Source organism: Metabacillus idriensis, assembly GCF_009674765.1.
Classification (GTDB): domain Bacteria; phylum Bacillota; class Bacilli; order Bacillales; family Bacillaceae; genus Bacillus_P; species Bacillus_P idriensis.
In genome coordinates this window covers 139,248-160,055 of the sequence record NZ_WKKF01000006.1, presented here as the reverse complement: position 1 = coordinate 160,055, position 20,808 = coordinate 139,248, and the positions used below count along the sequence as shown (strand labels likewise).

General features: G+C 39.9%; 28 protein-coding genes. 10 read left to right on the top strand and 18 right to left on the bottom strand.

The window, feature by feature from the left end:
- Nucleotides 1-157 precede the first annotated feature (157 nt).
- The 4 genes from GJU41_RS17950 to GJU41_RS17935 form a co-directional block, all read right to left on the bottom strand.
- The gene (locus tag GJU41_RS17950) at nucleotides 158-358 is read right to left on the bottom strand and encodes a cold-shock protein (protein WP_070877768.1); all 201 of its coding nucleotides are present in this window, start codon (nucleotides 356-358) and stop codon (nucleotides 158-160) included.
- A 533-nt stretch (nucleotides 359-891) separates the two neighbouring features.
- Nucleotides 892-1,023, bottom strand: coding sequence for a YjcZ family sporulation protein (locus GJU41_RS17945; RefSeq protein WP_083328294.1), 132 nt, complete (start codon nucleotides 1,021-1,023; stop codon nucleotides 892-894).
- A gap of 108 nt (nucleotides 1,024-1,131) precedes the next feature.
- Nucleotides 1,132-1,905 (bottom strand): GNAT family N-acetyltransferase, encoded by a 774-nt coding sequence (locus GJU41_RS17940; protein ID WP_170292828.1) that lies wholly within the window; start codon nucleotides 1,903-1,905, stop codon nucleotides 1,132-1,134.
- Between the two features lies 1 nt (nucleotide 1,906).
- Nucleotides 1,907-2,293, bottom strand: coding sequence for a VOC family protein (locus GJU41_RS17935; protein WP_170292827.1), 387 nt, complete (start codon nucleotides 2,291-2,293; stop codon nucleotides 1,907-1,909).
- Between the two features lie 191 nt (nucleotides 2,294-2,484).
- On the opposite strand from GJU41_RS17935, the gene GJU41_RS17930 reads away from it, so the two are divergent.
- Both GJU41_RS17930 and GJU41_RS17925 read left to right on the top strand, forming a co-directional pair.
- Nucleotides 2,485-3,294: a DUF4397 domain-containing protein gene (locus GJU41_RS17930; RefSeq protein ID WP_154319202.1), complete on the top strand. Its 810-nt coding sequence runs from the start codon at nucleotides 2,485-2,487 to the stop codon at nucleotides 3,292-3,294.
- Nucleotides 3,263-3,880, top strand: coding sequence for a class F sortase (locus GJU41_RS17925; RefSeq protein ID WP_154319201.1), 618 nt, complete (start codon nucleotides 3,263-3,265; stop codon nucleotides 3,878-3,880). Before GJU41_RS17930 ends, GJU41_RS17925 begins: the two co-directional genes overlap by 32 nt.
- Before the next feature lie 88 nt (nucleotides 3,881-3,968).
- Here the strand turns inward: GJU41_RS17925 and msrA are convergent, their stop codons facing one another.
- Entirely contained in the window at nucleotides 3,969-4,916 is a 948-nt protein-coding gene (gene msrA / locus GJU41_RS17920) for a peptide-methionine (S)-S-oxide reductase MsrA (protein WP_154319200.1), read from the bottom strand.
- Nucleotides 4,917-5,093: 177 nt separating this feature from the next.
- Here msrA and GJU41_RS17915 point away from each other — a divergent pair, with 177 nt between their 5' ends.
- Together GJU41_RS17915 and GJU41_RS17910 are read left to right on the top strand one after the other, a co-directional pair.
- Nucleotides 5,094-5,519 (top strand): MarR family winged helix-turn-helix transcriptional regulator, encoded by a 426-nt coding sequence (locus tag GJU41_RS17915; RefSeq protein ID WP_170292826.1) that lies wholly within the window; start codon nucleotides 5,094-5,096, stop codon nucleotides 5,517-5,519.
- 66 nt (nucleotides 5,520-5,585) lie between these two features.
- Entirely contained in the window at nucleotides 5,586-5,837 is a 252-nt protein-coding gene (locus GJU41_RS17910) for a DNA alkylation repair protein (RefSeq protein ID WP_070877911.1), read from the top strand.
- 376 nt (nucleotides 5,838-6,213) lie between these two features.
- On the opposite strand, the gene GJU41_RS17905 is transcribed toward GJU41_RS17910, so the two are convergent.
- The 3 genes from GJU41_RS17905 to GJU41_RS25435 form a co-directional block, all read right to left on the bottom strand.
- Nucleotides 6,214-6,423, bottom strand: coding sequence for a hypothetical protein (locus GJU41_RS17905; protein WP_154319199.1), 210 nt, complete (start codon nucleotides 6,421-6,423; stop codon nucleotides 6,214-6,216).
- Nucleotides 6,424-6,596: 173 nt separating this feature from the next.
- Nucleotides 6,597-7,067, bottom strand: a complete 471-nt coding sequence (locus tag GJU41_RS25440) for an alpha/beta fold hydrolase (RefSeq protein ID WP_318185830.1) — start codon at nucleotides 7,065-7,067, stop codon at nucleotides 6,597-6,599.
- Nucleotides 7,068-7,103: 36 nt separating this feature from the next.
- Entirely contained in the window at nucleotides 7,104-7,397 is a 294-nt protein-coding gene (locus GJU41_RS25435; RefSeq protein WP_318185831.1) for an alpha/beta fold hydrolase, read from the bottom strand.
- A gap of 148 nt (nucleotides 7,398-7,545) precedes the next feature.
- Between GJU41_RS25435 and GJU41_RS17895 the strand changes: the two genes are divergently transcribed.
- Together GJU41_RS17895 and GJU41_RS17890 are read left to right on the top strand one after the other, a co-directional pair.
- On the top strand, nucleotides 7,546-8,307 hold the full coding sequence (locus GJU41_RS17895) for a DUF4397 domain-containing protein (RefSeq protein ID WP_070877907.1): 762 nt from the start codon (nucleotides 7,546-7,548) through the stop codon (nucleotides 8,305-8,307).
- 169 nt (nucleotides 8,308-8,476) lie between these two features.
- Nucleotides 8,477-8,698, top strand: a complete 222-nt coding sequence (locus GJU41_RS17890; RefSeq protein WP_070877906.1) for a hypothetical protein — start codon at nucleotides 8,477-8,479, stop codon at nucleotides 8,696-8,698.
- Between the two features lie 48 nt (nucleotides 8,699-8,746).
- Here GJU41_RS17890 and ypmT read toward each other — a convergent pair whose 3' ends face one another.
- The 7 genes from ypmT to GJU41_RS17855 form a co-directional block, all read right to left on the bottom strand.
- Entirely contained in the window at nucleotides 8,747-8,944 is a 198-nt protein-coding gene (ypmT, locus tag GJU41_RS17885; RefSeq protein ID WP_070877905.1) for a protein YpmT, read from the bottom strand.
- Nucleotides 8,945-8,957: 13 nt separating this feature from the next.
- The gene (locus GJU41_RS17880) at nucleotides 8,958-10,073 is read right to left on the bottom strand and encodes a S1C family serine protease (RefSeq protein ID WP_154319198.1); all 1,116 of its coding nucleotides are present in this window, start codon (nucleotides 10,071-10,073) and stop codon (nucleotides 8,958-8,960) included.
- Nucleotides 10,074-10,118: 45 nt separating this feature from the next.
- The gene (locus GJU41_RS17875; RefSeq protein ID WP_154319197.1) at nucleotides 10,119-11,267 is read right to left on the bottom strand and encodes an FxLYD domain-containing protein; all 1,149 of its coding nucleotides are present in this window, start codon (nucleotides 11,265-11,267) and stop codon (nucleotides 10,119-10,121) included.
- Between the two features lie 297 nt (nucleotides 11,268-11,564).
- Nucleotides 11,565-12,149, bottom strand: a complete 585-nt coding sequence (locus GJU41_RS17870; RefSeq protein ID WP_070877902.1) for a YpmS family protein — start codon at nucleotides 12,147-12,149, stop codon at nucleotides 11,565-11,567.
- Nucleotides 12,150-12,175: 26 nt separating this feature from the next.
- A complete protein-coding gene (locus GJU41_RS17865; RefSeq protein WP_154319196.1) occupies nucleotides 12,176-12,970 on the bottom strand; it encodes an SGNH/GDSL hydrolase family protein in 795 nt (264 codons plus the stop codon).
- Between the two features lie 135 nt (nucleotides 12,971-13,105).
- Nucleotides 13,106-13,678, bottom strand: coding sequence for an SCO family protein (locus GJU41_RS17860; protein ID WP_154319195.1), 573 nt, complete (start codon nucleotides 13,676-13,678; stop codon nucleotides 13,106-13,108).
- Between the two features lie 109 nt (nucleotides 13,679-13,787).
- Nucleotides 13,788-14,744: a nucleoside hydrolase gene (locus GJU41_RS17855; protein WP_154319194.1), complete on the bottom strand. Its 957-nt coding sequence runs from the start codon at nucleotides 14,742-14,744 to the stop codon at nucleotides 13,788-13,790.
- 135 nt (nucleotides 14,745-14,879) lie between these two features.
- On the opposite strand from GJU41_RS17855, the gene GJU41_RS17850 reads away from it, so the two are divergent.
- Nucleotides 14,880-15,362 (top strand): PCYCGC motif-containing (lipo)protein, encoded by a 483-nt coding sequence (locus GJU41_RS17850; protein WP_154319220.1) that lies wholly within the window; start codon nucleotides 14,880-14,882, stop codon nucleotides 15,360-15,362.
- 401 nt (nucleotides 15,363-15,763) lie between these two features.
- Here the strand turns inward: GJU41_RS17850 and GJU41_RS17845 are convergent, their stop codons facing one another.
- The 3 genes from GJU41_RS17845 to ilvA all read right to left on the bottom strand — a co-directional run bounded on the left by GJU41_RS17845 (nucleotide 15,764) and on the right by ilvA (nucleotide 18,409).
- Entirely contained in the window at nucleotides 15,764-16,606 is an 843-nt protein-coding gene (locus GJU41_RS17845; protein ID WP_154319193.1) for a DegV family protein, read from the bottom strand.
- Nucleotides 16,607-16,789: 183 nt separating this feature from the next.
- On the bottom strand, nucleotides 16,790-17,041 hold the full coding sequence (locus GJU41_RS17840; RefSeq protein WP_154319192.1) for a DUF2535 family protein: 252 nt from the start codon (nucleotides 17,039-17,041) through the stop codon (nucleotides 16,790-16,792).
- Nucleotides 17,042-17,140: 99 nt separating this feature from the next.
- Complete coding sequence (ilvA, locus tag GJU41_RS17835; RefSeq protein ID WP_154319191.1) at nucleotides 17,141-18,409, bottom strand: threonine ammonia-lyase IlvA; 1,269 nt, start codon at nucleotides 18,407-18,409, stop codon at nucleotides 17,141-17,143.
- A gap of 115 nt (nucleotides 18,410-18,524) precedes the next feature.
- On the opposite strand from ilvA, the gene GJU41_RS17830 reads away from it, so the two are divergent.
- The 3 genes from GJU41_RS17830 to trhA all read left to right on the top strand — a co-directional run bounded on the left by GJU41_RS17830 (nucleotide 18,525) and on the right by trhA (nucleotide 20,796).
- The gene (locus GJU41_RS17830; RefSeq protein ID WP_154319190.1) at nucleotides 18,525-18,743 is read left to right on the top strand and encodes a hypothetical protein; all 219 of its coding nucleotides are present in this window, start codon (nucleotides 18,525-18,527) and stop codon (nucleotides 18,741-18,743) included.
- Nucleotides 18,744-19,070: 327 nt separating this feature from the next.
- The gene (locus GJU41_RS17825) at nucleotides 19,071-20,171 is read left to right on the top strand and encodes a sigma 54-interacting transcriptional regulator (RefSeq protein WP_154319189.1); all 1,101 of its coding nucleotides are present in this window, start codon (nucleotides 19,071-19,073) and stop codon (nucleotides 20,169-20,171) included.
- A complete protein-coding gene (gene trhA, locus GJU41_RS17820) occupies nucleotides 20,155-20,796 on the top strand; it encodes a PAQR family membrane homeostasis protein TrhA (protein WP_070877894.1) in 642 nt (213 codons plus the stop codon). Before GJU41_RS17825 ends, trhA begins: the two co-directional genes overlap by 17 nt.
- Nucleotides 20,797-20,808 lie beyond the last annotated feature (12 nt).

Below are 20,808 nucleotides of genomic sequence, written 5' to 3'. Positions count from 1 at the left end.
AGGAGGCTCCCGTGCCCCCCGCGGAAAGGAACGGACAACATTTATCATGAAAAACAACAATCTATGCGAAAACAGCTTTGTATAAAGATTGTTATTAATTAAATCAGCATACAAAAAAACAGCCCTGTAATAAGGGCTGCCCGGACAATTATATGGATTATGCTTTGCGAACGTTAGTTGCTTGAAGTCCACGTTGACCTTGCTCAGTTTCAAATGTAACTGATTGGCCTTCTTCTAATGTTTTGTAGCCTTCACCTTGAATAGCTGAGAAATGAACGAATACATCTTCTCCACCTTCAACTTCGATGAATCCAAAACCTTTTTCTGAGTTAAACCATTTTACTTTACCTTGTTCCATGTTATGTTGCCTCCTAGTGTGTAAACACACAATGTATTACTATTCTTGTTCATGTTCATTTCAATCAAGACGTAAGCTTTTTGAAACTTGTACTGCGAACAAAAATAATTCTTCTTCATCATAACAGTTCGACAAGTGAATAGCAATTTTATTTCAAATTTTTCCTATTAAAACACAAAATGGGGAATTAATTCCTATATTTATTCACTTCATTTTATAATTTTGCACTTCTATTATACCAAAGTGTATCCTGGACTTTTTAGACAAGGCTCGTTTCGTAAATATTGTTGCTATTAGACTAAATGTTAAAAAACTTGAGTGGATTGCAGAGGATAAACTTGACTCCTGCGGGAAATAGAGCAAAATGGGAGACCCCACAGGCAGGCGCCGAGGAGGCTCCCATGCTCCCCGCGGAAAGCAAGTTCCTCTCGCTGCAAGGAACGGACAACATTTATCATGAAAAACAACAATCTATGCGAAAACAGCCTTAGACAAAGAAAAAAGCCCCCAAATAGGAGGCTTTCTGCTTTTAACTAGCAAATGTAAGCTGAACCAACAATAATTAACAAAATAAACAAGACAACAATCAATACAAAGCTGCTTCCATACCCGCCACATTGAACAGGGTAAGAAGGATAAGAACATCCGCAGTCATAACCGTACATGAACAAACACCTCTTCATTTTTGATTTTCTTTACAGTCTTACTTTATGAGGTAGGTGGTTGTCTCGTATGTGCATTCGCCCATTTCCTGAAAAAAGAAAAAAAGATCTTTAAATCAAATTCTTAAAAATGTTCTCTTGCTCTAAAACTTTTACAAATCCCAGCTTTTCATAAAAAGCTCTGGATGATGCTTCATTGACGGTAATGAGGTATGCACAAGCCGCTCCGAGATGCTTGGCTTCTTTCAAGAGACATTTCATAAAAGATGAGCCGTATCCCTTGCGCTGATACTCATCTAAAATCGCAACCTCTTCAATTTTCGCAATGTTTGTGACAGGCGAGATGTAAAGCTCTGCGCTGCCGATAGGCACTCCATCTTCATAACAGACGTAAAGCCGTATTTCTTTCGAAAGATAAAATGGCTTTTTCCGCTTCATTTTGTTTTTTGCAAATGATGCGCTGATATGTCTTGCATCATAAAGCTCCATTGCACGGCACGCATCTTGAAGAGCATCACCCTCGCCAAGCTTTGTGATAATATTGCCGCACGTTTCCACTTGTTTTAGATCGTGGTAATAATACAAATCCAGATCACAAAAATAGTCTTCTGATGTTAAATAGGACAGCATTTTTTTATCTACCCTTGCATTAAAAGGCAGCTTAACATGAATGAAACTGCGATTTAGAGCTTGTCTTGAAGCTGTGAGCACTTCTCTTAAAAGAATGGGATGATAAGGAGTCGTCATTTTTGCAAAGTGATGGCTGTACATCCCTTTCAGAGCATCATCCCTGAAAGCTTTATAAAGCGCGGTATCTTTCACACGGCAAAATAATTGCAGATACTCTTCTTCTGCTGTATCCAGCTCTTTTGAAAAATTCATCATGCTAGCCATTCATCGGTTCGAAATACTCAATCCATTCACCGTCTGGACCTTTAAAGAAAAGATATTTCGCTCCATTTGGCAAAGTTGTAATTTCGTCATATATAAATTCGGCTCCTAGACCGCGAAGTCTTTCTTTTTCTGATTCAATATTGCTTACCTTAAAAGCAACGTGATGGACTTTTCCTTCTGCAGGAAGATTCGGATTGTACCCTTCAATTAATTCAACGATTATGGAATCATTTACTCCTAAAAAAGCAAGCTTCATTTTTCCATCTGTATGTAAAAATCGGTCCATCAGCTCAAGCCCTGCAACAGTTTGATAGAACTCAATCGATTTCTCTATATTTGCTACTTGTATCCCTACATGTTCAAATCCTTTAATTGCCACAGTGATCCTCTCCTCGTGAAGTCGTTTATAAGATTATATCAAATTCCTATGATTCTATCAGAAAAGGATGATTTTTCAGAGAAAAATTTAGGAGCACATTCGGCACACTCTAACTGTATACACTTTGTACAACTTTTGTTTACATTTAATACAAGGACTCATGTCCAACAATTTAAAAGAGGAGTTGGAAAATGAAAAAGATCTTTTCAATGATGGCAGCAATGGTTTTACTTTTGGCTTTGGGTACAGGAGTTTATGCAGCTGAAGATGATGCAATGGTCAGAATTGTACATGCTTCTCCAGATGCACCGGCAGTTGATGTTGTTGTTGACGGAAAAACAGTTGTTGAAGGCGCAGAGTTTAAGGCAGCAACAGATTACATGATGGTTCCTGCAGGCGATCATAAAGTCGAAATTTTTGCAGCAGGCACAGTTGCTGACGGAGAGCCTGTTATCTCAGCAGATTTAACAGTAGAAGCAGGCAAGGATTATACAGCTGCAGCCATTAACAAGCTTGATTCACTAGAATTAAAAGTATTAAACGATGACAACATGGTCACAGAAGGAAAAGCGAAAGTGCGTGTTGCACACTTATCACCTGATGCGCCTGCTGTTGATGTAGCAGTTAAAGGCGGAGACGTGCTATTCCCTGGAGCAGAATTTAAAGGTGTAACGGACTACATCGAAGTTGACCCTGGATTATATGACTTAGAGGTAAAAGGTGCCGGAACTGAAGATGTTGTCCTGGATCTTGCTGGAACAGAACTGAAACCTAATATGGCTTATACAGTTATCGCAGTTGGGTTTGCTGGCGGAGAGCCTGCTTTAGAAGCGCTTGTCCTTGCCGATCCTGCAATGATGCCTTCTGAAATGCCTAAAACCGGCATGGGCGGGACATCCGCTGCTGATACAACTAACTATCTTTCAATCGCAGCAGTATCTATTCTTGGACTAGGTGCTCTGATGGTATATGGCTACAAGAAAAAAGCAACCAGCCATTAAAATCGCTGCCCTGTTCTTGCTTTTGGCCGGATGTGCAACCGTTGAGGAAGTCATTCCAGTAAAGATAGAAAAACGAACTGAACAAGCGCCGGCGACAGCAAGCTTTCAGCCGGACATTACACAGTCTTCTGAAAAAGGAATCATTCCTGTACAAATCGCTGTCCCATCCTTAGACATTGAAGCAAACGTCGAATCTGTCGGTCTGACTGATGATGGGACGATGGAGCTCCCTTCCGATGACAAGCTTACAGCCTGGTATGAAAACGGAGCCCTTCCAGGTGAAAATGGAAACTCAGTCATCGCCGGCCACGTTGACAACAAAACCGGACCCGCTGTTTTTTTCCGCTTAAAAGACATCGAACCCGAAGAAGAAGTTATCGTTTACGGCAAAGATGGTGAAGAGTTAACATTTGTTGTACAGGATAAAAAAGCCTACCCGTATGATGATGCTCCACTGCCTTCTATCTTTGGATTCAGTCAGGAGAAGAAGCTGAATTTAATCACTTGTACGGGGACGTTTGACCGCACGAAAAAGACGCATCTTGAGCGGCTGGTAGTCAGCGCAAAACTTAAAGAAACATCTTAAAAGACAGCTTCAAGGCTGTCTTTTTTGTTTTCGCTAATTCACATCCCCAAAAAAATGAGGACAGTCCGCAGACTGTCCTCTTACATTGTTATTGAAATAGAACCAAATATTTTCCGTATCCTTCTTTTTCAAGGTCGTCTTTTGGCACAAATCGGAGCGCTGCAGAGTTAATGCAGTATCTGAGTCCGTTTGGCCCCGGTCCATCGTTAAACACGTGTCCGAGATGCGAATCAGCTGATTTGCTTCTGACTTCTGTCCGGATCATGAAATGTGAAAAATCTTTTTTCTCTACAACTTCATGTTCTGTAATTGGCTGAGTAAAGCTTGGCCATCCGCAGCCTGCATCGTATTTGTCTGTTGAGCTGAAAAGCGGTTTTCCGGAAACGATATCTACATAAATGCCGTCCTGCTCATGGTCGTAATACTCATTTTGAAATGGACGTTCCGTACCATTGTTTTGAGTGACTTCGTACTGAATGGGCGTTAATTTTTCTTTTAGGTTGTTTTTATCCCAATGATCTTTAATGAAAGCATCGCGGCCGGAGCCTTTGCGGTACTGATTATATCTCACAGGACTTTTTTGGTAATATTGCTGGTGATAGTCTTCCGCTTCGTAAAACGGTTTGGCAGGCAGGATTTCAGTCACAATCGGCTTTTTGAAGCGACCGCTTTCTTCAAGCTTTTTCTTGGATTCCTCCGCAAGCTGCTGCTGCTTTTCATTATGGAAGAAGATGGCTGTGCGGTAGGAATCTCCGCGATCGTAAAATTGACCGCCGGCATCTGTCGGATCTATCTGCTGCCAGAAAAGCTCAAGCAGCCTCTCGTATGGAAAAATATCCGGATTGAATGCAATTTGAACAGCCTCGTAGTGGCCGGTTGTCTCGCTGCATACTTCTTCATAGGTTGGATTTTCTTTATGTCCGCCAGTGTAGCCTGAAGTTACGCTTATGATGCCCGGAAGTTCATCAAACGGCTGGACCATGCACCAGAAGCAGCCTCCTGCAAACGCAGCAAGTTCTGTTTTTTTCTCAGTCATCTTATTTCCTCCTCTGTGAATCTATGTTCCAATTATATCATTTCCAGCTTTAATTCCCAGAATTCTGCTCTCTTCCTCAGTTGTTCTTGACAATCTATGATTGTTTCATTACATTTAATGAATATTTAAGTAGATGAACGATTCTGTTCTCTATTGGTGTGCCCAGGAGGTTTAATAGTGGAAAATCGTGAACAAATGATGTATGAAATGGAATCTTTAATGAGGAATATCGTTCGGCAGCTCAGAAATGAAATTAACCAGGTTCTTAGCAATGTCTTGTCGCGAAACGAATTTATTGTTCTTAAAAGCTTAAAAGATAACGGTCCGTTAAATTCAAGTGTTTTGGCAAAAGAGCTGGATGTTTCAGCAAGTCATATTACTACTGTAACGGATTCTTTGTTTGCCAAAGACCTTATTACAAGAAAAAGGTCCCCTAATGACCGCCGCATCACCGTAATCGAACTGACTGATCAAGGCCATCTTGTCTTAACAGAATTTGAAAGTAAGAAAACGGAATTTTTTTCAAAGCGTTTTCAGTGCTATACAGATGAAGAACTTTATCAGCTGATCCAGCTTTTCGGAAAGCTCGACCGGTCCAAATAAAGAAGCAAATACATAATCCTCCCTTGTTATGGAAAAAATACCCCTATAATGAGAGGAGGTTTCTCTATGACTGCACCTTATCTGTGTCCAAACTGCAAGACAAATCGAACCAGGTTTAATTTAATCGAACAGACGCCAAAGTCCGTCAAGCTTGATCCTCAAACCGGAAGCGTTGTTCAGGAATTTTCTCAAGAAGCACTCGATCCTTTTCATATAGCCTATAAAGGCCCGCATTACAAAGTGCAATGCGGCGCGTGCGGATTAATTGAAGATGAACTCACGTTTGTGAAACTTGCCCAATTGAATCAAAATTCTTAGATTTATTTGAAGAAAAAAATTCATATAATAAACCAGTAGAAAACGCTTAGTGATCCTAGGCGTTTTTTTATTTTATTAACTTTTTTCTTGGTAGCGACAAAGACAACTTCAATCATAGAGTTCGACTAAGTACTTAATCTGGCTGTTTTCTGGATTCTGGGGAATCAAAGTAGCTGTTTGATTCCTCAATTTTGTTTTCTTCCGGCTTTTGGGGAATCATAGTGGCTGTTTGATTCCTCAATTTTGTTTAATCAAAGTGGCTGTTTGATTCCTCAATTTTGCTTTCTCATGGTTTATGGGGAATCATAGTGGCTGTTTGATTCCTCAATTTTGCTTTCTCCCGGTTTTTGGGGAATCAAAGTAGCTGTTTGATTCCTCAATTTTGCTTTCTCCCGGTTTTTGGGGAATCAAAGTGGCTGTTTGATTCCTCAATTTTGCTTTCTTCCGGCTTTTGGGAATCAAAGTGGCTGTTTGATTCCTTAATTTTGCTTTCTCCCGGTTTTGTGGAATCATAGTAGGTGTTTGATTCCTCAATTTTGCTTTCTCCCGGTTTTTGGGGAATCAAATAGCGCACTTGAGTACCCATACTTGTTCCATCTGGTTTAGGTCTCTCTAAAATACTCAAAAAGTCCAGCAAGTACCCCAAACGTCATACAGCTAATCCATAAAACTTCACCACCCCAAAAAGCATTAAGTCTTTAAAAAAACACAAAAAACAGGTACTAATTTAAACATCAATTTAGCACCCGTTTTAATCGTTTATTGCTTGCCGTTTTTCCCGAGGAATTCAAAGATGATTTCCGTTAATTGTCCAGGTTCCTCAAGCATCCCCATATGTCCGCTGTTTTCAAGCACACGTTCAGTAATATGATTTCCTTTATGTAAAAAGGTTTTTTCCGCAGGGATAATTTGATCATCTCTGCCTGCTATAAGCAGAATGGGCAGTTCTTCTTTTTTAAGGACCTCTTGCAGATCAGCCCGGTTTTTCATTGCCTCTAATGCTCCAATTGCTCCGTACTCAGAGGTTTTAAAGCCGATTTGTTTTGCTGACTCCACTTCACCCTTTAATTTCTCTAAATTTCCGGGCGCAAATAGCTTTGGAATTAAATCTTCAATAAATCCTTCTATTCCTTCTTGCTCAATTCGCTTGATACCCTTTACGCGATTAGCTTTTCCGCCTTCATCATCAGGAAGTGCAGTTGAATGCAGAAGCGAGAATGAGTGGAGCATATCTGAGAACCTGTTTGCAAAAGCAAGGGTTACATATCATCCCAGTGAGTGGCCGATCATGGTCACTTTTTCAATTTCGAGAACTTGAATCAATTTTGCAAGATCATCTGCCATGTGTTCAATCCTGTAATCACCTTTGGCTGTGCTTGAATGTCCATGACCTCTTAAGTCTACAGCAATCACGCGATATTTTTTCGACAGTTCCGGAATGATTTTTTGAAAGTATTCGCGGCTCCCGCAAAAGCCGTGCAGCAAAACTATACAATGTCCGGCTCCCTCATCTGAATAAGAAAGTGTGACTTCTCCAACGTTTTGATCATAATGCTCCATTTTCAATTCCTCCAGATTTAGACCTCAAGAGTAACGTACCCTACTTGCTGTTTGTTAAAACATGGATTATTTCAAATGAAAAACTTGTGACATTCACCCATCCCCTCTCATATGTTAATGACGAATGAATAGATGGGAGTGCGCTAATATGAATGAGATGAATAAATATGCTGAAAAAGCCATGATGTACGATATGCTTGCGCAATTTTACAAGTACAGCGATCCTCAAAAGCATGTCATGTATTATCAGAAACATTTAAATGCGATGCAAAAATGGATCTACAGCATGCAATACCAGGCACCGCGTTTGCCGCAGACTCAATTGGAGCCCGGAATGTCAAGAGTCAGAGTGATTCATGCATCGCCTGACGCACCGGCTGTGGATATTTACGTTAACGGGAAACTGACCCTGCAAAATGTGAAATACAAGGAAATCAGCGACTATCTCCAATTGCCGGCTGGTCAATACCGGGTGGATATATATGCTGCCGGAACAACAAACCGCCCTGTTCTGTCTGACATGTATATGCTTCTTCCAGGGATCACATACACGATTGCAGCTGCAGGAAACCTCTCTTCCTTAAGACTGATTCCATTTGTTGACCGAACGTTCGTGCCTGCAGGAGAAGCCAGTGTGAAATTTGTCCACTTATCTCCTGATGCTCCTTCAGTTGACATTGCTGTTAAAAATGGCGACATCCTCTTTAAAGATGTTCCATTCCTCGAAGCGACCAAAAACATAAAAGTGACTCCGGGAAAAGTGGATTTGGAAGTTCGTGTGGCCGGAACAGATAATGTCGTCCTGACGGTTCCAAAAGTCCAATTTAAAGCAGATACATCCTATACGATTTTTGCTGTTGGATTTGCAAATGGCACTCCTCAGCTGGAAGTTTTGACAGCCATTGGATAAAGCAGCTAATTTTTAACAAATTGTAAAATTAATAAGCTAATGTAAAAAGCATGTTCGGTTTTCGTAAAAATGACATTTTCCCTCCAAAAATCGATTATGATGAGTTTGACCAGCAGACATGCAGGTTAAAAAATCTCATTCAGATAGGTTACAAGGGAGGAAAAAGAAAATGAAAAAAGATATGCTATTAAAAGTTGGGGCTTCTTTATTGGCAATTTCATTAATGACTGCTTGTAACGACACAGAAACGGATGCACCTGAAGAAGACAACATGGAAGAAACAGAAGGTACAGAAGAAGAAACTACTGAAGAGGGTACTGAAGAAGAAACAACAACAGAAGAAGCACCTGAAGAAGATGGCGCTGAAGAAGAAACTGAAGAAGGCCAATAATAAAATGGTATACAAAAAGGAGGCATCCCGCCTCCTCTTTGCAATATATCAACTGTTTTTCTGTCTTTTCTTTTCATCTTTTAAATGAAGAGAATAAACGGCTGCACTCAAAAATACCGCGCAATAAGAAACATTCATAAATACTTCATCCGTTTTTTCCTCTACATACGCAAAATAAGCAATTCCGCCAAAGTACATGGAAATCAACAAACCTGCCACACTAAATAGCATAAATACGTCTTTCATTCACATCACCTCTTCAGTTTTTCTTTTCTTCGATAATCTTGGCCTGTTCATTTTCATATGCCACTGTATAAGAAGCTCTATATTTCTGCTCAGCTTTTTTGCCGTTTTGTTTTACCTCAGTGATAATGTCTGCATTTACTAGAATCTTTTCACCTTTTTTTTCCGTTTTGAGATCCTTTATTTTAATAGATAATTGATCTTTATACTGATTTCTGAAGGCTTCATATGACATTTCAGACTGCCAGCTGCTCCCTATTAATGAATAGGCCGTTACATAGTCTTGGAAGTCAAGGCTTTCTATGTAGTAGCTGATTAAATAATCAGCTGTTTCTAACTTTTTATTTTCACTGATTTTCTCTGAATCGTCAAGACCCAGATTAGCAGGAAGAGATTTCATCGGATTTTGAGACCAGCTTTCTGCTAGAGGGAGGATATCTTCTATAGGTATGCTGAATCCGATCTCTCCTTCTTCCATTCTGGCAGAATTCATTCCGATGACTTGTCCATTTTTCCTATCTAAAAGTGGCCCCCCGCTGTTTCCGGGTGCAATAGGGGCAGAAATTTGATGGACTCCTGAATACTTGTAGGGCGGCAGGTCAAAATCACGATTTGTTCCACTGATAATCCCTGTAGTAACCGTATTCTGAAACCCAAGCGGACTTCCAAGCGCCAATATTTCCTGCCCAAGCTCTGCATCATGATCCTTCGATACTTGCAAAGGCTCCTGATTCTTTAATCCCTCTGCTCTCACTAATGCAACATCTGTCTCAGTGCTGATGCCAATCACTTTCCCGTCAAATCCTTTTGCATCCGTGGTTCTGACTTTAACATCTTTGACACCTGCGACGACATGCGCGTTTGTGATAATGTCTCCCTTATTGTTATAGAGAAACCCGGAGCCCACTGTTCCATCTTCAAGCTCTACCATGACAACCTTTTTTTGAGCTTCTCTGATGATTTCTTTTAAATCAAGTTCAGTCTCCTCCTGATTATCCTTATTTTCATGGAGTATTTCAGATTCAGCAAAAACATCTTCTGCTGCAGATTTCTGAATGTGCAAGAAGCCTAAAATCCCTGCTGTGATAATTAGAATAGACATTGTAATGCTGATCAGCCAGTTTTTTTTCATAATCCTGCCTTTCTTTGATACATTTCAATATTGTTTAAAAAACAATTAGCTTTGGTACCATGAAATATTTTCAATCGTAAATGTAACTTCTTCATTGACGCCATATGTAATGTGTTCAAATTCTGCTTCTTTTCCAGGCTTCAATTCATTAGGATAGACGTTTGTTTTGCCTCTTTCAATCTCTTGCCCCTCTTTTGTTGAAACGGTGAATTGTACGGTTATAGAGTGAATCGCAGATTTAGAGATGTTTTTTATTTTTCCAGCAGTTTTTGCATCTCCAAATTCATCAACTGTCACTTTCGTTTCTTGTACCTTTACTGTCTCTTCTTTTAGCCTTTTTTCTTCTTTAGCCGCTGTAACTGCTTTCTCAATTCTTTTTTGTTCAGCTTGTTCGAATGCCGTTTTCTCAGAAATAATTTTATCTTTTAGTGATAAAAGCTTTTCATTGTCCCCATCATACTGCAATACTTTATCCACTGTTACTATGGCTGAGTTGAATTGCTTTTGAGATAAATCTTCTTCTGCATTCGATGACCCGATCATGACCATTTTGGATTTGATTTGATTTTTCACAATGTCCGCTTCAGCTGCGTCAAGTACAGTAATTTCTTTGAGTTTTTCAGCCAGCTGTTCGATTGAATTCAGTTCATTTATTTGTTCTTTGATTTCTCCAACCGTTACATTCATATCTGCTTTGATGAGTTCAGACTGCAGCAGGCTGTATAGCGGGGATGAATGCCCGCTGATGATTCTCGTTAAAAGATCAATCTCTTTAGAGGCTTTCTCGTAGTTGCTATTTTGAATATGCTTTTTTATTTGTTCTAAATCCTGTTGATAACCTTGCATCTGCACGATCAGCTCTTTTTCCTGTTTCAGAACATCATAATCATTTCTTATTTCGATGCCCTGTTCAGCATAATGAAGGGCTTTCCTGTATTCCCCTGCTAAAGCTGCTTGCTCCGTCTTTTTTTGAAGCGTGACTACTTTTTCATTTTTCGCAGCTTCGAGTTCGTTTGCAGCAAATAATAGACCTGTTACCAAAGCTAAGCTTGCCGCTGGAAGTATGTATAATGAGCGTTTAGATAAACGATAGTGTTTCCGTTCTCTGTCATCCATAAATAATCTTTTTCCGCAATGCGGACAGTAGTTTGAGAATTTTTCAATCTCTTTTTCACCGCAATAATGACATTTCATGAGGGCTGCCTCCTTTGCCAGCAGGTCCTAAACCGCCTAATTTCGACTAAATCTTTTCCTAGTATACATGCTTCATTTTGATCCATCTACTCTGAATAAACCTGCTGAAATCACTGAATATATGACTTATTTCCTATCTTTTAAATGAACGCCATTGTGAAAAGGTTTGCTTGGAAAACGAAGTTCCCATGATCAATCATTTTTGAGGCCGGATATTTTGGGTACGGTGTCTTTTGAATCATTTTCAGGAAAAATAAAACACCATATTCACAGAAGAATATGGTGTTTTAAACGTGCTCAATTTTGAATATCCATCGGAACATAAAGTTTGAATTTAATATCATCATTTTTCAGATCAAATGATTCCGCTTTTGCGCGGAGGTTGTTTTTAAATTTAAGCTCCGTAATTTGAACATCAATGCTTTCATTCTTCGGATCAATGTACACATAATCCGGCAATGGATAAGTCTTTTTAATATAGCTCATGACGTATGGTACTGGTATTGGCAGGCGGCCAATAGATAATCGCTTCACCTTCAGCAGCATGTTGCCGTCTTCTTTCACTTTGGGATCAAAGGAAAGAGTAAGATCAACGTCTTTATTGAAGGCTTTTACGGTTCCGTATAAATTCACTTCTTCTTCAAGCTCAACCCGATAATTCAGCTCTTTTGCTTTTGCTTCTTTAACCAGGTAATAATTAATAAGCATATTGAGATCTTTTTTAGAGGAACTCACAGTAAAAGGAATTGTATCTGAGCGTGTCAGCTCCGCAGTCTCCGTTTTCGGCCGTTCAGCAGGCAAAAACGGCGATACGATAAGAAAGAGCAGAAAGATAAGGTTTAAGCTGAGTAAAACAATAAAGGCTATTTTCCATTTTCTCATTCAGTAATCATCCAATCTTTTTAAATCTAGTCTGAGAGACTTGAATATACCCTGTCTGCTATTAATGAATACCCTGTTTCACTCGGATGAAACTCATCAATATAAAGAAGTTTCCCAACCGATTTAGAAGAAAAAAGGTCTTCCGTCGGAACGAATATGGCGTTGCCGTCTTTCATAATAATACGATTTGAAGCCTGGTTCCATTCTTCCACAATCGTATCAATTTCACTGAGCTCAGGAAGCATAAATTTAAAAGGGTTATATAAGCCTGTATAAACGATGACTGCATCAGGATTTGCTGTTCGGACTGTATCCATGATTTTTTTAAACCGTTTTTCAAACAGAGGCTGTTCCTTGCGGTATGGTTCAAGTTCAAGATTCATAATATGATTGCGTGTAACCTTCATAATATCATTTCCGCCGATGGTCATCAAAATGATGTCGGCATCTCTCAATTTTTCAATGACTTTTTCTTTCCCCAGAACTTTTATTAAATCGGTCGTTTTATGACCTCTTACTCCAAAATTAGACACATCAACAGACGAAATGTTTTCTTCCCGCTGCAGCAGATCACTGACATCGCCGACATAGCCGCCGTTATTATCGGCATCGCCTACTCCAGCTGTTAATGAATCCCCTATAGCAACTACATTTAAATTACTGGGAACAAAGTTTTTGGGGATGGGTTCCTTCATCAGATACTCTCTATTATTAACCGGTTTTGAAGCCACATCAGCAGGTTTTCCTGATAAAGCATCACAGCCGGAGAACAGCATCAATAATCCCAAAAACAAAATAAACAGGCTTCGAATCATCATCATCCCCTTTCACCGTTGTTTTAGCCTATGATTATATCATGTAATTGCGTACAGTTACAGCGAAAAACGAGTGGTTTAATATTGCTGAACTTTTCATTCGCGAGACATAAAAAAATCCGCAAGCAGCGGATTTTTTTATCATTTTATTTTTTTTACATCTTCAATAATTTCATCATAAGCTACATTTTCTACTCCATCATAGTCTTTCATAACCTTGCCGTTCTGATCAATTAAATAAAACAGCGTGCCGTGAATGACTTGATCCTGTCCTTCAGGCTTCTGAACGATTGTTTTGAAGCTGCTTTTAGCAAAATTGTCGATTTCCTTCTGAGAATACCCAGTCAGAAAATCCCAATTTTCAAAAGATAAAGGGTATCTGCCTGCAAATTCCTTTAATTTTTCAGGCGTGTCAACCTCGGGATCTACACTGAAGGATACTAGACGCACATCTAATCCCTCATCTTTCAGCTGTTTCTGCAATTCTGTCATATGCGCTGTCATTGGCGGGCAAACCGTATCACAGCTTGTAAAAATAAAATTAGCTATCCATACTTCCCCTTTTAGGTCAGTTAAACCGACCGTTTTCCCATCCTGATTTATGTAGGAAAAATCATCAATTTCATAATTAAGCGCACCTTTAATTCCGCTTGATCCGCATCCTGTTAAAAGAGTAATAGCCAGTACAAATAATAGTATGTAGTGTTTTTTCATTGAAGGTGTCACCTTTCCTTTTAATCCAATATGAAAAGTTTAACAAAACATTAAAGGAATGGGAAGCATATGCTTGAAAGTGGTTTCACCGTTCAACAGATCGACACATTTATCCGCCCTTCATGACCTTTATAAAATCAGCCAGAAAAGCGTCATAATTAAATTTAACCGCAATTCGGTGAATGGGGTAATCAGCAAGTGTTTTATAAGGTCTGAAGTCTGCTATACTCTGCCCCCTCGCAAATTCAGATTCAAGGATAATTTTCACAGGTTTTTCTACAAATGTGATTTGATTTTCTCTCACTGCAGCCCAAAGAGTCAGCAGGTCATGGAGAGGTCCTCCCGCAATTTCCGGCGTATTTTTTTTATAAAAATTTGTATAAAAATCAATCATCGGTTTAAGAAGTTTTCCCACTTTATCGTTGTTTTCCTGATAAAACTGGTCTAAATCGCTAATCACCTCATCAGGTATGATCGCATAATTGGTGACGTTCAGCGGAAAAATGGTGACTCGTTTTGCGATGGTCATCACCAAATTTGCTGCAGCTGGATCGCCGTAAAAATTTGCTTCGGCAACCGGTGATACATTTCCCGGATAAAGAAAGGCCCCTCCCATGACAAAAATCCTTTTAACCTTCCCAAGCACTGTCGGAAATAAAACAAAAGCAGTGGCAAGAGATGTCAAGCGGCCAACATTTACAATGGTTACATCATAATTGTACTGAATGATAAGGCTGCGGATCAGCTCAAAATTTTCAAAATCACCTTGGGAAGCTTCAATCTCAGGAACAATCGGACCCAGCCCCTGTTCACCATGCACCTCAGGATAGTAAACAGGATTTTCACCAGTAAGCGGTCTTGCTGCCCCGCCGATAATTGGAATATTGCTTGTCTTCGTAAGCATTGTAAAGTATCGTGCGCTGTTTATGGCTGTCTGCTTGGATACATTTCCATAATCCGCAACAATGCCAATCACTTCTGTTTCATCATCATAATAGCTGTACATCAAAGCAACGATATCATCCACGCCGAAATCACCAAAGAACAGAACCTTTTTAGCAGCCATCCCCACACCCCTTTTTATATCTATATGTGATGGGAATTCATAAATTGTTCAATTGTTGAAGCGGTCAGATATGATAGAGTATGAGTATCTAACTAAAGCAGGTGAATTCCTTTGAAAATAAGCGTTCAATTCGTCATGACAGCATTTTTGGCAGGTTCTGTTTTACTTACAGGATGTCAGGAAACCGGCAGCAGTGAAGAAAAACACGAACACGGCGGCCACGCTTCCTTTAATAATAATGGGGATATTCAGGAAGAAACGAAATCAGCATCTGTCCTCCCCTCCTTTCTTAATGAACAGCCTGATGAAATCAAAACCCTGTATAAGGCAGCTGCCGAGCATGAAGAGCTATTAAGCTACATGCCATGCTACTGCGGGTGCGGTGAATCAGCCGGACACAAAGATAATGGAAATTGTTTTATTAAAGAACGCAAAGAAAACGGAGCCATCATCTGGGATGATCACGGTACAAAATGCGGTGTGTGCCTTGAAATTGCAGCAAAAGCTATAATTGAACATGAAAAAGGCATGTCAATGAAAGATGTCCGCGATATGATTGATGAGCAGTATAAAGAGGGTTACGCTGAACCAACAGAAACGAAGGTACCTGAGGTTTAAGCAAAAAAAAAACGGGGCTGTCCAGAAAGTCTGTTTTCGCATAATTATTGTTTTGGAATATTAATGTTGTCCGTTCCTTTCCGCTCCACTTATTGTTTGTAACATGGAGTCTAAAAATAACAAAGTTATGAAAAGACCCTATAGAAAAAAGCAGAAAGGAAATAACATTAGTTCTTCCTGCCTGCTTTATAAGATTCTTTTTAATAATATATACAGGATCCACGTTAAAAAGTTTCAATTTTCTGCAATTATTTCATAATAAGGTGATGGTACCGAAACTCCCCGGCTACTCTTTATTCCGTACATTCAAAATTAATTCCATGATTTCGGTTATATTTCCTTCGATTTCAAAAAAGACGCTTTAAAAAAAACACATGGATTTCTCCATGCGTTTTTCAATCCTATTCTGCAAAATACATAAATCCTATAGCACCTGGACCTGTATGTGTTGAAATTACAGGTGTTGTATAGCAAATATCAATCGGGTAGTCTGCATTCATTTCAAGCAGGGCATTTTTCAGATTTGTTGCAAGCGCCAGGGAATCTGCATGCGCAATGCCAACCGCTTTTACTGTTTTGTTTTTCACATCTTCTGCAAACTGCTTGGCCAGAAATTTCACAATTTGTGAGTGGCTGCGCACTTTTGTAACAGGTGTGTAGACACCATCCGCAAGTGACGCAATCGGTTTGATATTAAGAAGGGAGCCAATCATCGCTTTTCCTCTGCCAATTCTTCCGCCTTTAACAAGGTTATCAAGCGTATCAACCGTGACGAAAAGCTGGCTGTTTTTGCGGATGTGTTCAATCCTGTCGAGGATTTCCTGTTTGGAGGCACCCGCCTGGGCCATTTTTGCGGCTTCAATCACTTGAAAAGCAAGTGCTCTTGAGATAAACATGGAGTCGATGACCGTAACATCCGCATCAGTCATACCCGCTGCACTTTCGGCTGAACGAACGGTGCCGCTCATGCCCCCTGTCATATGTATAGAAATAATACTGCTGCCGTCTGCACCTAGTTCATCATACACTTCTGCAAACTTTCCAGCTGGCGGCTGCGAGCTTTTCGGAAGCTCGTCCGCATCTTTCATCTTTTTAATGAATTCTTCCGGTTCTATATCCACACGGTCAAGGTACGACTCATTGTCGATGACGATCGTCAGCGGAACTACTTTAATATCGTATTTTTCAATCATCTCATGACTAAGATCTCCTGTGGAGTCAGTCACAATTTTAACCTTTGTCAACGGTATCACTTCCCTATTAATCTAACTAACTATTTTGTATTATACCCTCAATTAAAGATGTTTCAATCTTATTTGCTTTCAATTCTTATAGAAAACCCATTTTTAGCTTTTAAATAAAATGGATATTTTATTCTCATTTAAACAAAGAAAAGACCGCCATTGTTTATGCGGTCTTCCTGCGTGCTATGCGTTATGTTTTAAAATGACTGGTTGATAAATGGCTTCATAATCTGGCCACTTTATTGATTTTTTTAAGTAATCCCTGAACGAATAGACACCATTTGGATGCTTCTGTGAGGTGATTTTTGATAAAAAGGTCTGCAGGCGGATTTGAACGAGAAATCGGTATTGATTATCTTCCTCCAATACTGGAATATCTGTGATTTTTACCTTATGTCCATTTAACAGCTTGAACTCTAGGCTCTTGAATAACAAGTTATCAATCCTCTTTTTCACCCGTTTCTTATATTATAACCCAACCATATGCAGAAGTCTGTCTAATTGTGTCACCCACGGCTAAAATTTTATCTTAAGTTAGATGAAAAGATGAAATAGACTGCTGTCTTTTTTTACTTCAGTAAATGGAAAACCTTTTCGCTGCATTCTATTCAGCAAGCCCGTGTAGTCCTCTTTGTTTTTGAGCTCAATTCCGACAAATGCAGGACCGCTGTCGCGATTATTCTTTTTCGTATATTCAAATCTGGAAATGTCATCGTTCGGGCCAAGCACTTCATCGAGAAATTCTCTTAGGGCGCCTGCACGCTGCGGAAAATTCACAATAAAATAGTGCTGCAGGCCTTCGTACATCAGCGAGCGCTCTTTCATTTCCTGCATACGGCCTATGTCATTATTTCCTCCGCTCACAATGCAGACAATATTTTTACCCTTGATTTCGTCTCTATAAAAATCAAGTGCTGCGATTGGAAGAGCACCTGCAGGCTCGGCAACAATTGCATTCTCATTGTACAGGCTTAAAATGGTGGTGCAAACTTTTCCCTCTGGTACAAGGATATGATCATCCACTGTCTGTCTGCAGATTGAAAAATTGTGATCTCCAATCCTCTTCACTGCTGCTCCGTCCACAAATTTATCAATATTGTCGAGCTCTACTACTTCGCCTGCTGTAATCGATTCCGCAAACGACGGGGCGCCCTCAGGTTCGACGCCAATGATCTTTGTGCCTGGGGAAACTTGTTTAAAATAAGTTCCGATGCCTGAAATCAGTCCGCCTCCCCCAATACTTGCAAACACGTAATCAAGCTCTGCATCGCAGTCATTCAAAATTTCAATCGCAATCGTTCCCTGCCCCGCGATAACCTCTAAATCATCAAATGGATGAATAAAGGCCCTTTCCTCGGATTCACTGCATTCTCTTGCCTTTTTGTATGAATCATCAAATGTATCGCCCGTTAGAATGATTTCTACATGTCCTCGTCCGAAAAGCTCTACCTGAGAAACTTTTTGCCTTGGGGTTGTGGATGGCATAAAGATTTTGCCGTGGATATTCAGTTGCTTGCAGGAATAGGCCACACCCTGCGCATGATTCCCGGCGCTGGCACAAACAATACCATTAACGGTTTCTTCTTTCGTCAGCTGTTTAATTTTGTTATAGGCGCCTCTCAACTTGAAAGAACGGACAATCTGAAGATCTTCCCTTTTCAAATAAACATTGCACTCATATTTTTCAGAAAGGCGTTCATCTTTTTGAAGAGGTGTGTGAATAACAACATCTTTCAACAAATGGTGCGCCTTTAAGATGTCTGCCACATGAAGGGCTGGTTCAAGATTCATCATTTGTTTCATCGGTAAAATCCTTTCTGCATCAATGATTTAATTGGAACATTATATCATGAATATTCGAAATTAAAAGTTTTTATTAAAAAATTCTCATAATTTCTTAACATTGGAGGTTATTCTTATGGAATTCGAACTAAAGTCTGCCGGCGGAGCGCTTCCGTGTCTTGTCGTAGCAGATGAAGACAACGGGCGTTTTATGATCAGAAAAGAGGATACAAGCGGTGAGGTTTTTAATTCAGCACATGAATTAACTCAGTGGATTAGAGAAAATTGGTCAGAGGAACAGTTTGAAAACCCCTCTCAGTTTCTGAGATTATTGGAGCAATTGAAAAGGGATTGATGCTTTCCTTATTAGTCTCTTTTTTTTCTTTTGCTGTTTCGCATAGATTGTTGTTTTATATGATAAATGTTGTCCGTTCCTTGCAGCGAGAGGAACTTGCTTTCCGCGGTCCGGCTGGGTGCCTCCTCGGCGTTGCCTGTGGGGTTTCCCATTTTGCGCTATTTCCCGCAGGAGTCAAGTTTATCCGCCACAATCCACTCAAGTTTTTTAACATTTAGTCTAATAGCAACACAGTTTAAGAAAAGAAACTTATTAAAAAAATAATCTTATTGGTTCCATTTAGTTGTGTTTGGGTGTTATAATAAACCCAATTAAACATTCAAGGAGCTGAAAATTATCGTAAAACATGTATCTTTTGAGGATATTATTGGTGAGCATCCACTTATTATTGAAAAAAAATTTCTAGCCAAAAAGCTCGCAAAAGCAAATTTGCCGATTATTATAGAAGGACCGACCGGAAGTGGTAAACAGTTGTTCGCAAACGCCATTCATCATGAGTCTGAAAGGTCAGAGAAGCCGTTTGCGGCTATTAACTGCAGTACATATTCAGAAGATGCCCTTGAATATGAGCTTTTCGGCAATGAGGATGATCATAAACAAGGACTATTTGAAGAAGCAGGTGGCGGAACTGTTTTTCTAAAAGAAATTTCAAGCCTGAGCATCAGACTTCAGGCGCAATTGCTTCGGGTTCTGCAGGATAAACAAGTGCAGAAAATTGGCTCATCCAAGTCCGTCACAGTGGACGTCCGAATCATTGCATCATCTGCTGTACAATTAACGTCTTTAATTGAAGAAGGCAGACTGCGGGAAGACTTCTACTATTATCTTAACGTATTAAAGCTGACATTGCCGTCTTTAAACGAACGCAGCAGCGACATTCCAATCCTGTCCGCTTCATTTATTAAACAGCGGAGCCAGGACATCCGCATGGATAAAAAGGTATTGGACATTCTCACAAACTACCAATGGCCTGGAAATGTGCTGGAACTTAAAAATACAATGGATTATTTACTTACAGTCTGTGATGGCCGTTCCATCCAGCTGCACGATCTTCCTAAAGAGCCGTTTATGATGGAGGAGCCTGCCAAACAGAAAAAAGACCCTAAAAATCAAAAGGATAAGCCGCTGACTCTTATGGATAAACAAGAGTATCATTTTATTCTGGAATCCATCCGATCAAGCAATGAAGACGGGGAGCCTGCAAGCAGGAGAATGATCTCTGACAGCAGCAAGAATTCACGTCATCCCCTAACCCCTCAGCAGGTAAGGCATAGACTCGATTTTCTCGAGAAGAATGATTATGTGACAAAAGGGCGGGGACGGGCCGGAACGAAAATAACCATTGAAGGCCTTGATTTTCTTCAGTCCTTAACCGAAAATCTGCAAACAATTCAAAAGGAGGCAGCGCAAAATGGAATACTCGATTAAAGAAGAAATTGCAAATGCGATAACACATGGGATCGGTGTCCTGCTCAGTATACCGGCATTGGTTTATCTGATTATTTTTGCCTCTAAATATGGTGACGCCTGGCATATTGTCAGCTTTTCAATCTTTGGCGCAACGATGATTCTTTTATATCTCTTTTCAACCTTGCTGCATGCCATTCCTCACCGCAAGGCAAAGGATGTTTTTGAAATTCTGGATCATTCCGCCATCTATTTGCTGATTGCAGGCACATATACACCATTTCTGCTTGTGCCTCTAAGGGGAACACTGGGTTTTACCCTGCTTGGTATAGTTTGGGGACTTGCAATCGCAGGAATCGTGCTGAAAATTTTTTTCGTTAAGAAATTTGTTATTTTATCAACTCTCGCCTATATCTTGATGGGCTGGCTGATTATTATCGCCATTAAACCGCTGTATGCCTTTTTAAGTCCTGAGGGATTTGCGCTTCTGCTCACTGGAGGACTGCTGTATACGATTGGAGCGGTTTTCTATGTATGGCGAAGAATCCCCTATCATCACGCCATCTGGCACGGCTTTGTATTAGCCGGCAGTGCAGCCATGTTTTTCTGTGTTCTGTTCTATGTACCAGATGTACCATTTATATAAGATAAACAAAAA

Excerpts from the sequence above, each read along its gene's own strand:
- GJU41_RS17890 (WP_070877906.1), top strand. The coding sequence starts at position 8,477 with ATGAAAAAAGATATGCTATTAAAAGTTGGGGCTTCTTTATTGGCAATT.
- GJU41_RS17910 (WP_070877911.1), top strand. The coding sequence starts at position 5,586 with ATGACTGCACCTTATCTGTGTCCAAACTGCAAGACAAATCGAACCAGG.
- GJU41_RS17875 (WP_154319197.1), bottom strand. The coding sequence starts at position 11,267 with ATGAAATGTCATTATTGCGGTGAAAAAGAGATTGAAAAATTCTCAAAC.
- GJU41_RS17925 (WP_154319201.1), top strand. The coding sequence starts at position 3,263 with ATGGCTACAAGAAAAAAGCAACCAGCCATTAAAATCGCTGCCCTGTTC.
- GJU41_RS17950 (WP_070877768.1), bottom strand. The coding sequence starts at position 358 with ATGGAACAAGGTAAAGTAAAATGGTTTAACTCAGAAAAAGGTTTTGGA.
- GJU41_RS17940 (WP_170292828.1), bottom strand. The coding sequence starts at position 1,905 with ATGATGAATTTTTCAAAAGAGCTGGATACAGCAGAAGAAGAGTATCTG.
- GJU41_RS17880 (WP_154319198.1), bottom strand. The coding sequence starts at position 10,073 with ATGAAAAAAAACTGGCTGATCAGCATTACAATGTCTATTCTAATTATC.
- GJU41_RS17945 (WP_083328294.1), bottom strand. The coding sequence starts at position 1,023 with ATGTACGGTTATGACTGCGGATGTTCTTATCCTTCTTACCCTGTTCAA.
- GJU41_RS17860 (WP_154319195.1), bottom strand. The coding sequence starts at position 13,678 with ATGAAAAAACACTACATACTATTATTTGTACTGGCTATTACTCTTTTA.
- GJU41_RS17850 (WP_154319220.1), top strand. The coding sequence starts at position 14,880 with ATGACAGCATTTTTGGCAGGTTCTGTTTTACTTACAGGATGTCAGGAA.
- GJU41_RS17870 (WP_070877902.1), bottom strand. The coding sequence starts at position 12,149 with ATGAGAAAATGGAAAATAGCCTTTATTGTTTTACTCAGCTTAAACCTT.
- GJU41_RS17855 (WP_154319194.1), bottom strand. The coding sequence starts at position 14,744 with ATGGCTGCTAAAAAGGTTCTGTTCTTTGGTGATTTCGGCGTGGATGAT.
- GJU41_RS25435 (WP_318185831.1), bottom strand. The coding sequence starts at position 7,397 with ATGGAGCATTATGATCAAAACGTTGGAGAAGTCACACTTTCTTATTCA.
- GJU41_RS25440 (WP_318185830.1), bottom strand. The coding sequence starts at position 7,067 with ATGCTCCACTCATTCTCGCTTCTGCATTCAACTGCACTTCCTGATGAT.
- msrA (WP_154319200.1), bottom strand. The coding sequence starts at position 4,916 with ATGACTGAGAAAAAAACAGAACTTGCTGCGTTTGCAGGAGGCTGCTTC.
- ilvA (WP_154319191.1), bottom strand. The coding sequence starts at position 18,409 with ATGAAACAAATGATGAATCTTGAACCAGCCCTTCATGTGGCAGACATC.
- GJU41_RS17895 (WP_070877907.1), top strand. The coding sequence starts at position 7,546 with ATGAATGAGATGAATAAATATGCTGAAAAAGCCATGATGTACGATATG.
- GJU41_RS17905 (WP_154319199.1), bottom strand. The coding sequence starts at position 6,423 with ATGGGTACTCAAGTGCGCTATTTGATTCCCCAAAAACCGGGAGAAAGC.
- GJU41_RS17930 (WP_154319202.1), top strand. The coding sequence starts at position 2,485 with ATGAAAAAGATCTTTTCAATGATGGCAGCAATGGTTTTACTTTTGGCT.
- trhA (WP_070877894.1), top strand. The coding sequence starts at position 20,155 with ATGGAATACTCGATTAAAGAAGAAATTGCAAATGCGATAACACATGGG.
- ypmT (WP_070877905.1), bottom strand. The coding sequence starts at position 8,944 with ATGAAAGACGTATTTATGCTATTTAGTGTGGCAGGTTTGTTGATTTCC.
- GJU41_RS17865 (WP_154319196.1), bottom strand. The coding sequence starts at position 12,970 with ATGATGATGATTCGAAGCCTGTTTATTTTGTTTTTGGGATTATTGATG.
- GJU41_RS17830 (WP_154319190.1), top strand. The coding sequence starts at position 18,525 with ATGGAATTCGAACTAAAGTCTGCCGGCGGAGCGCTTCCGTGTCTTGTC.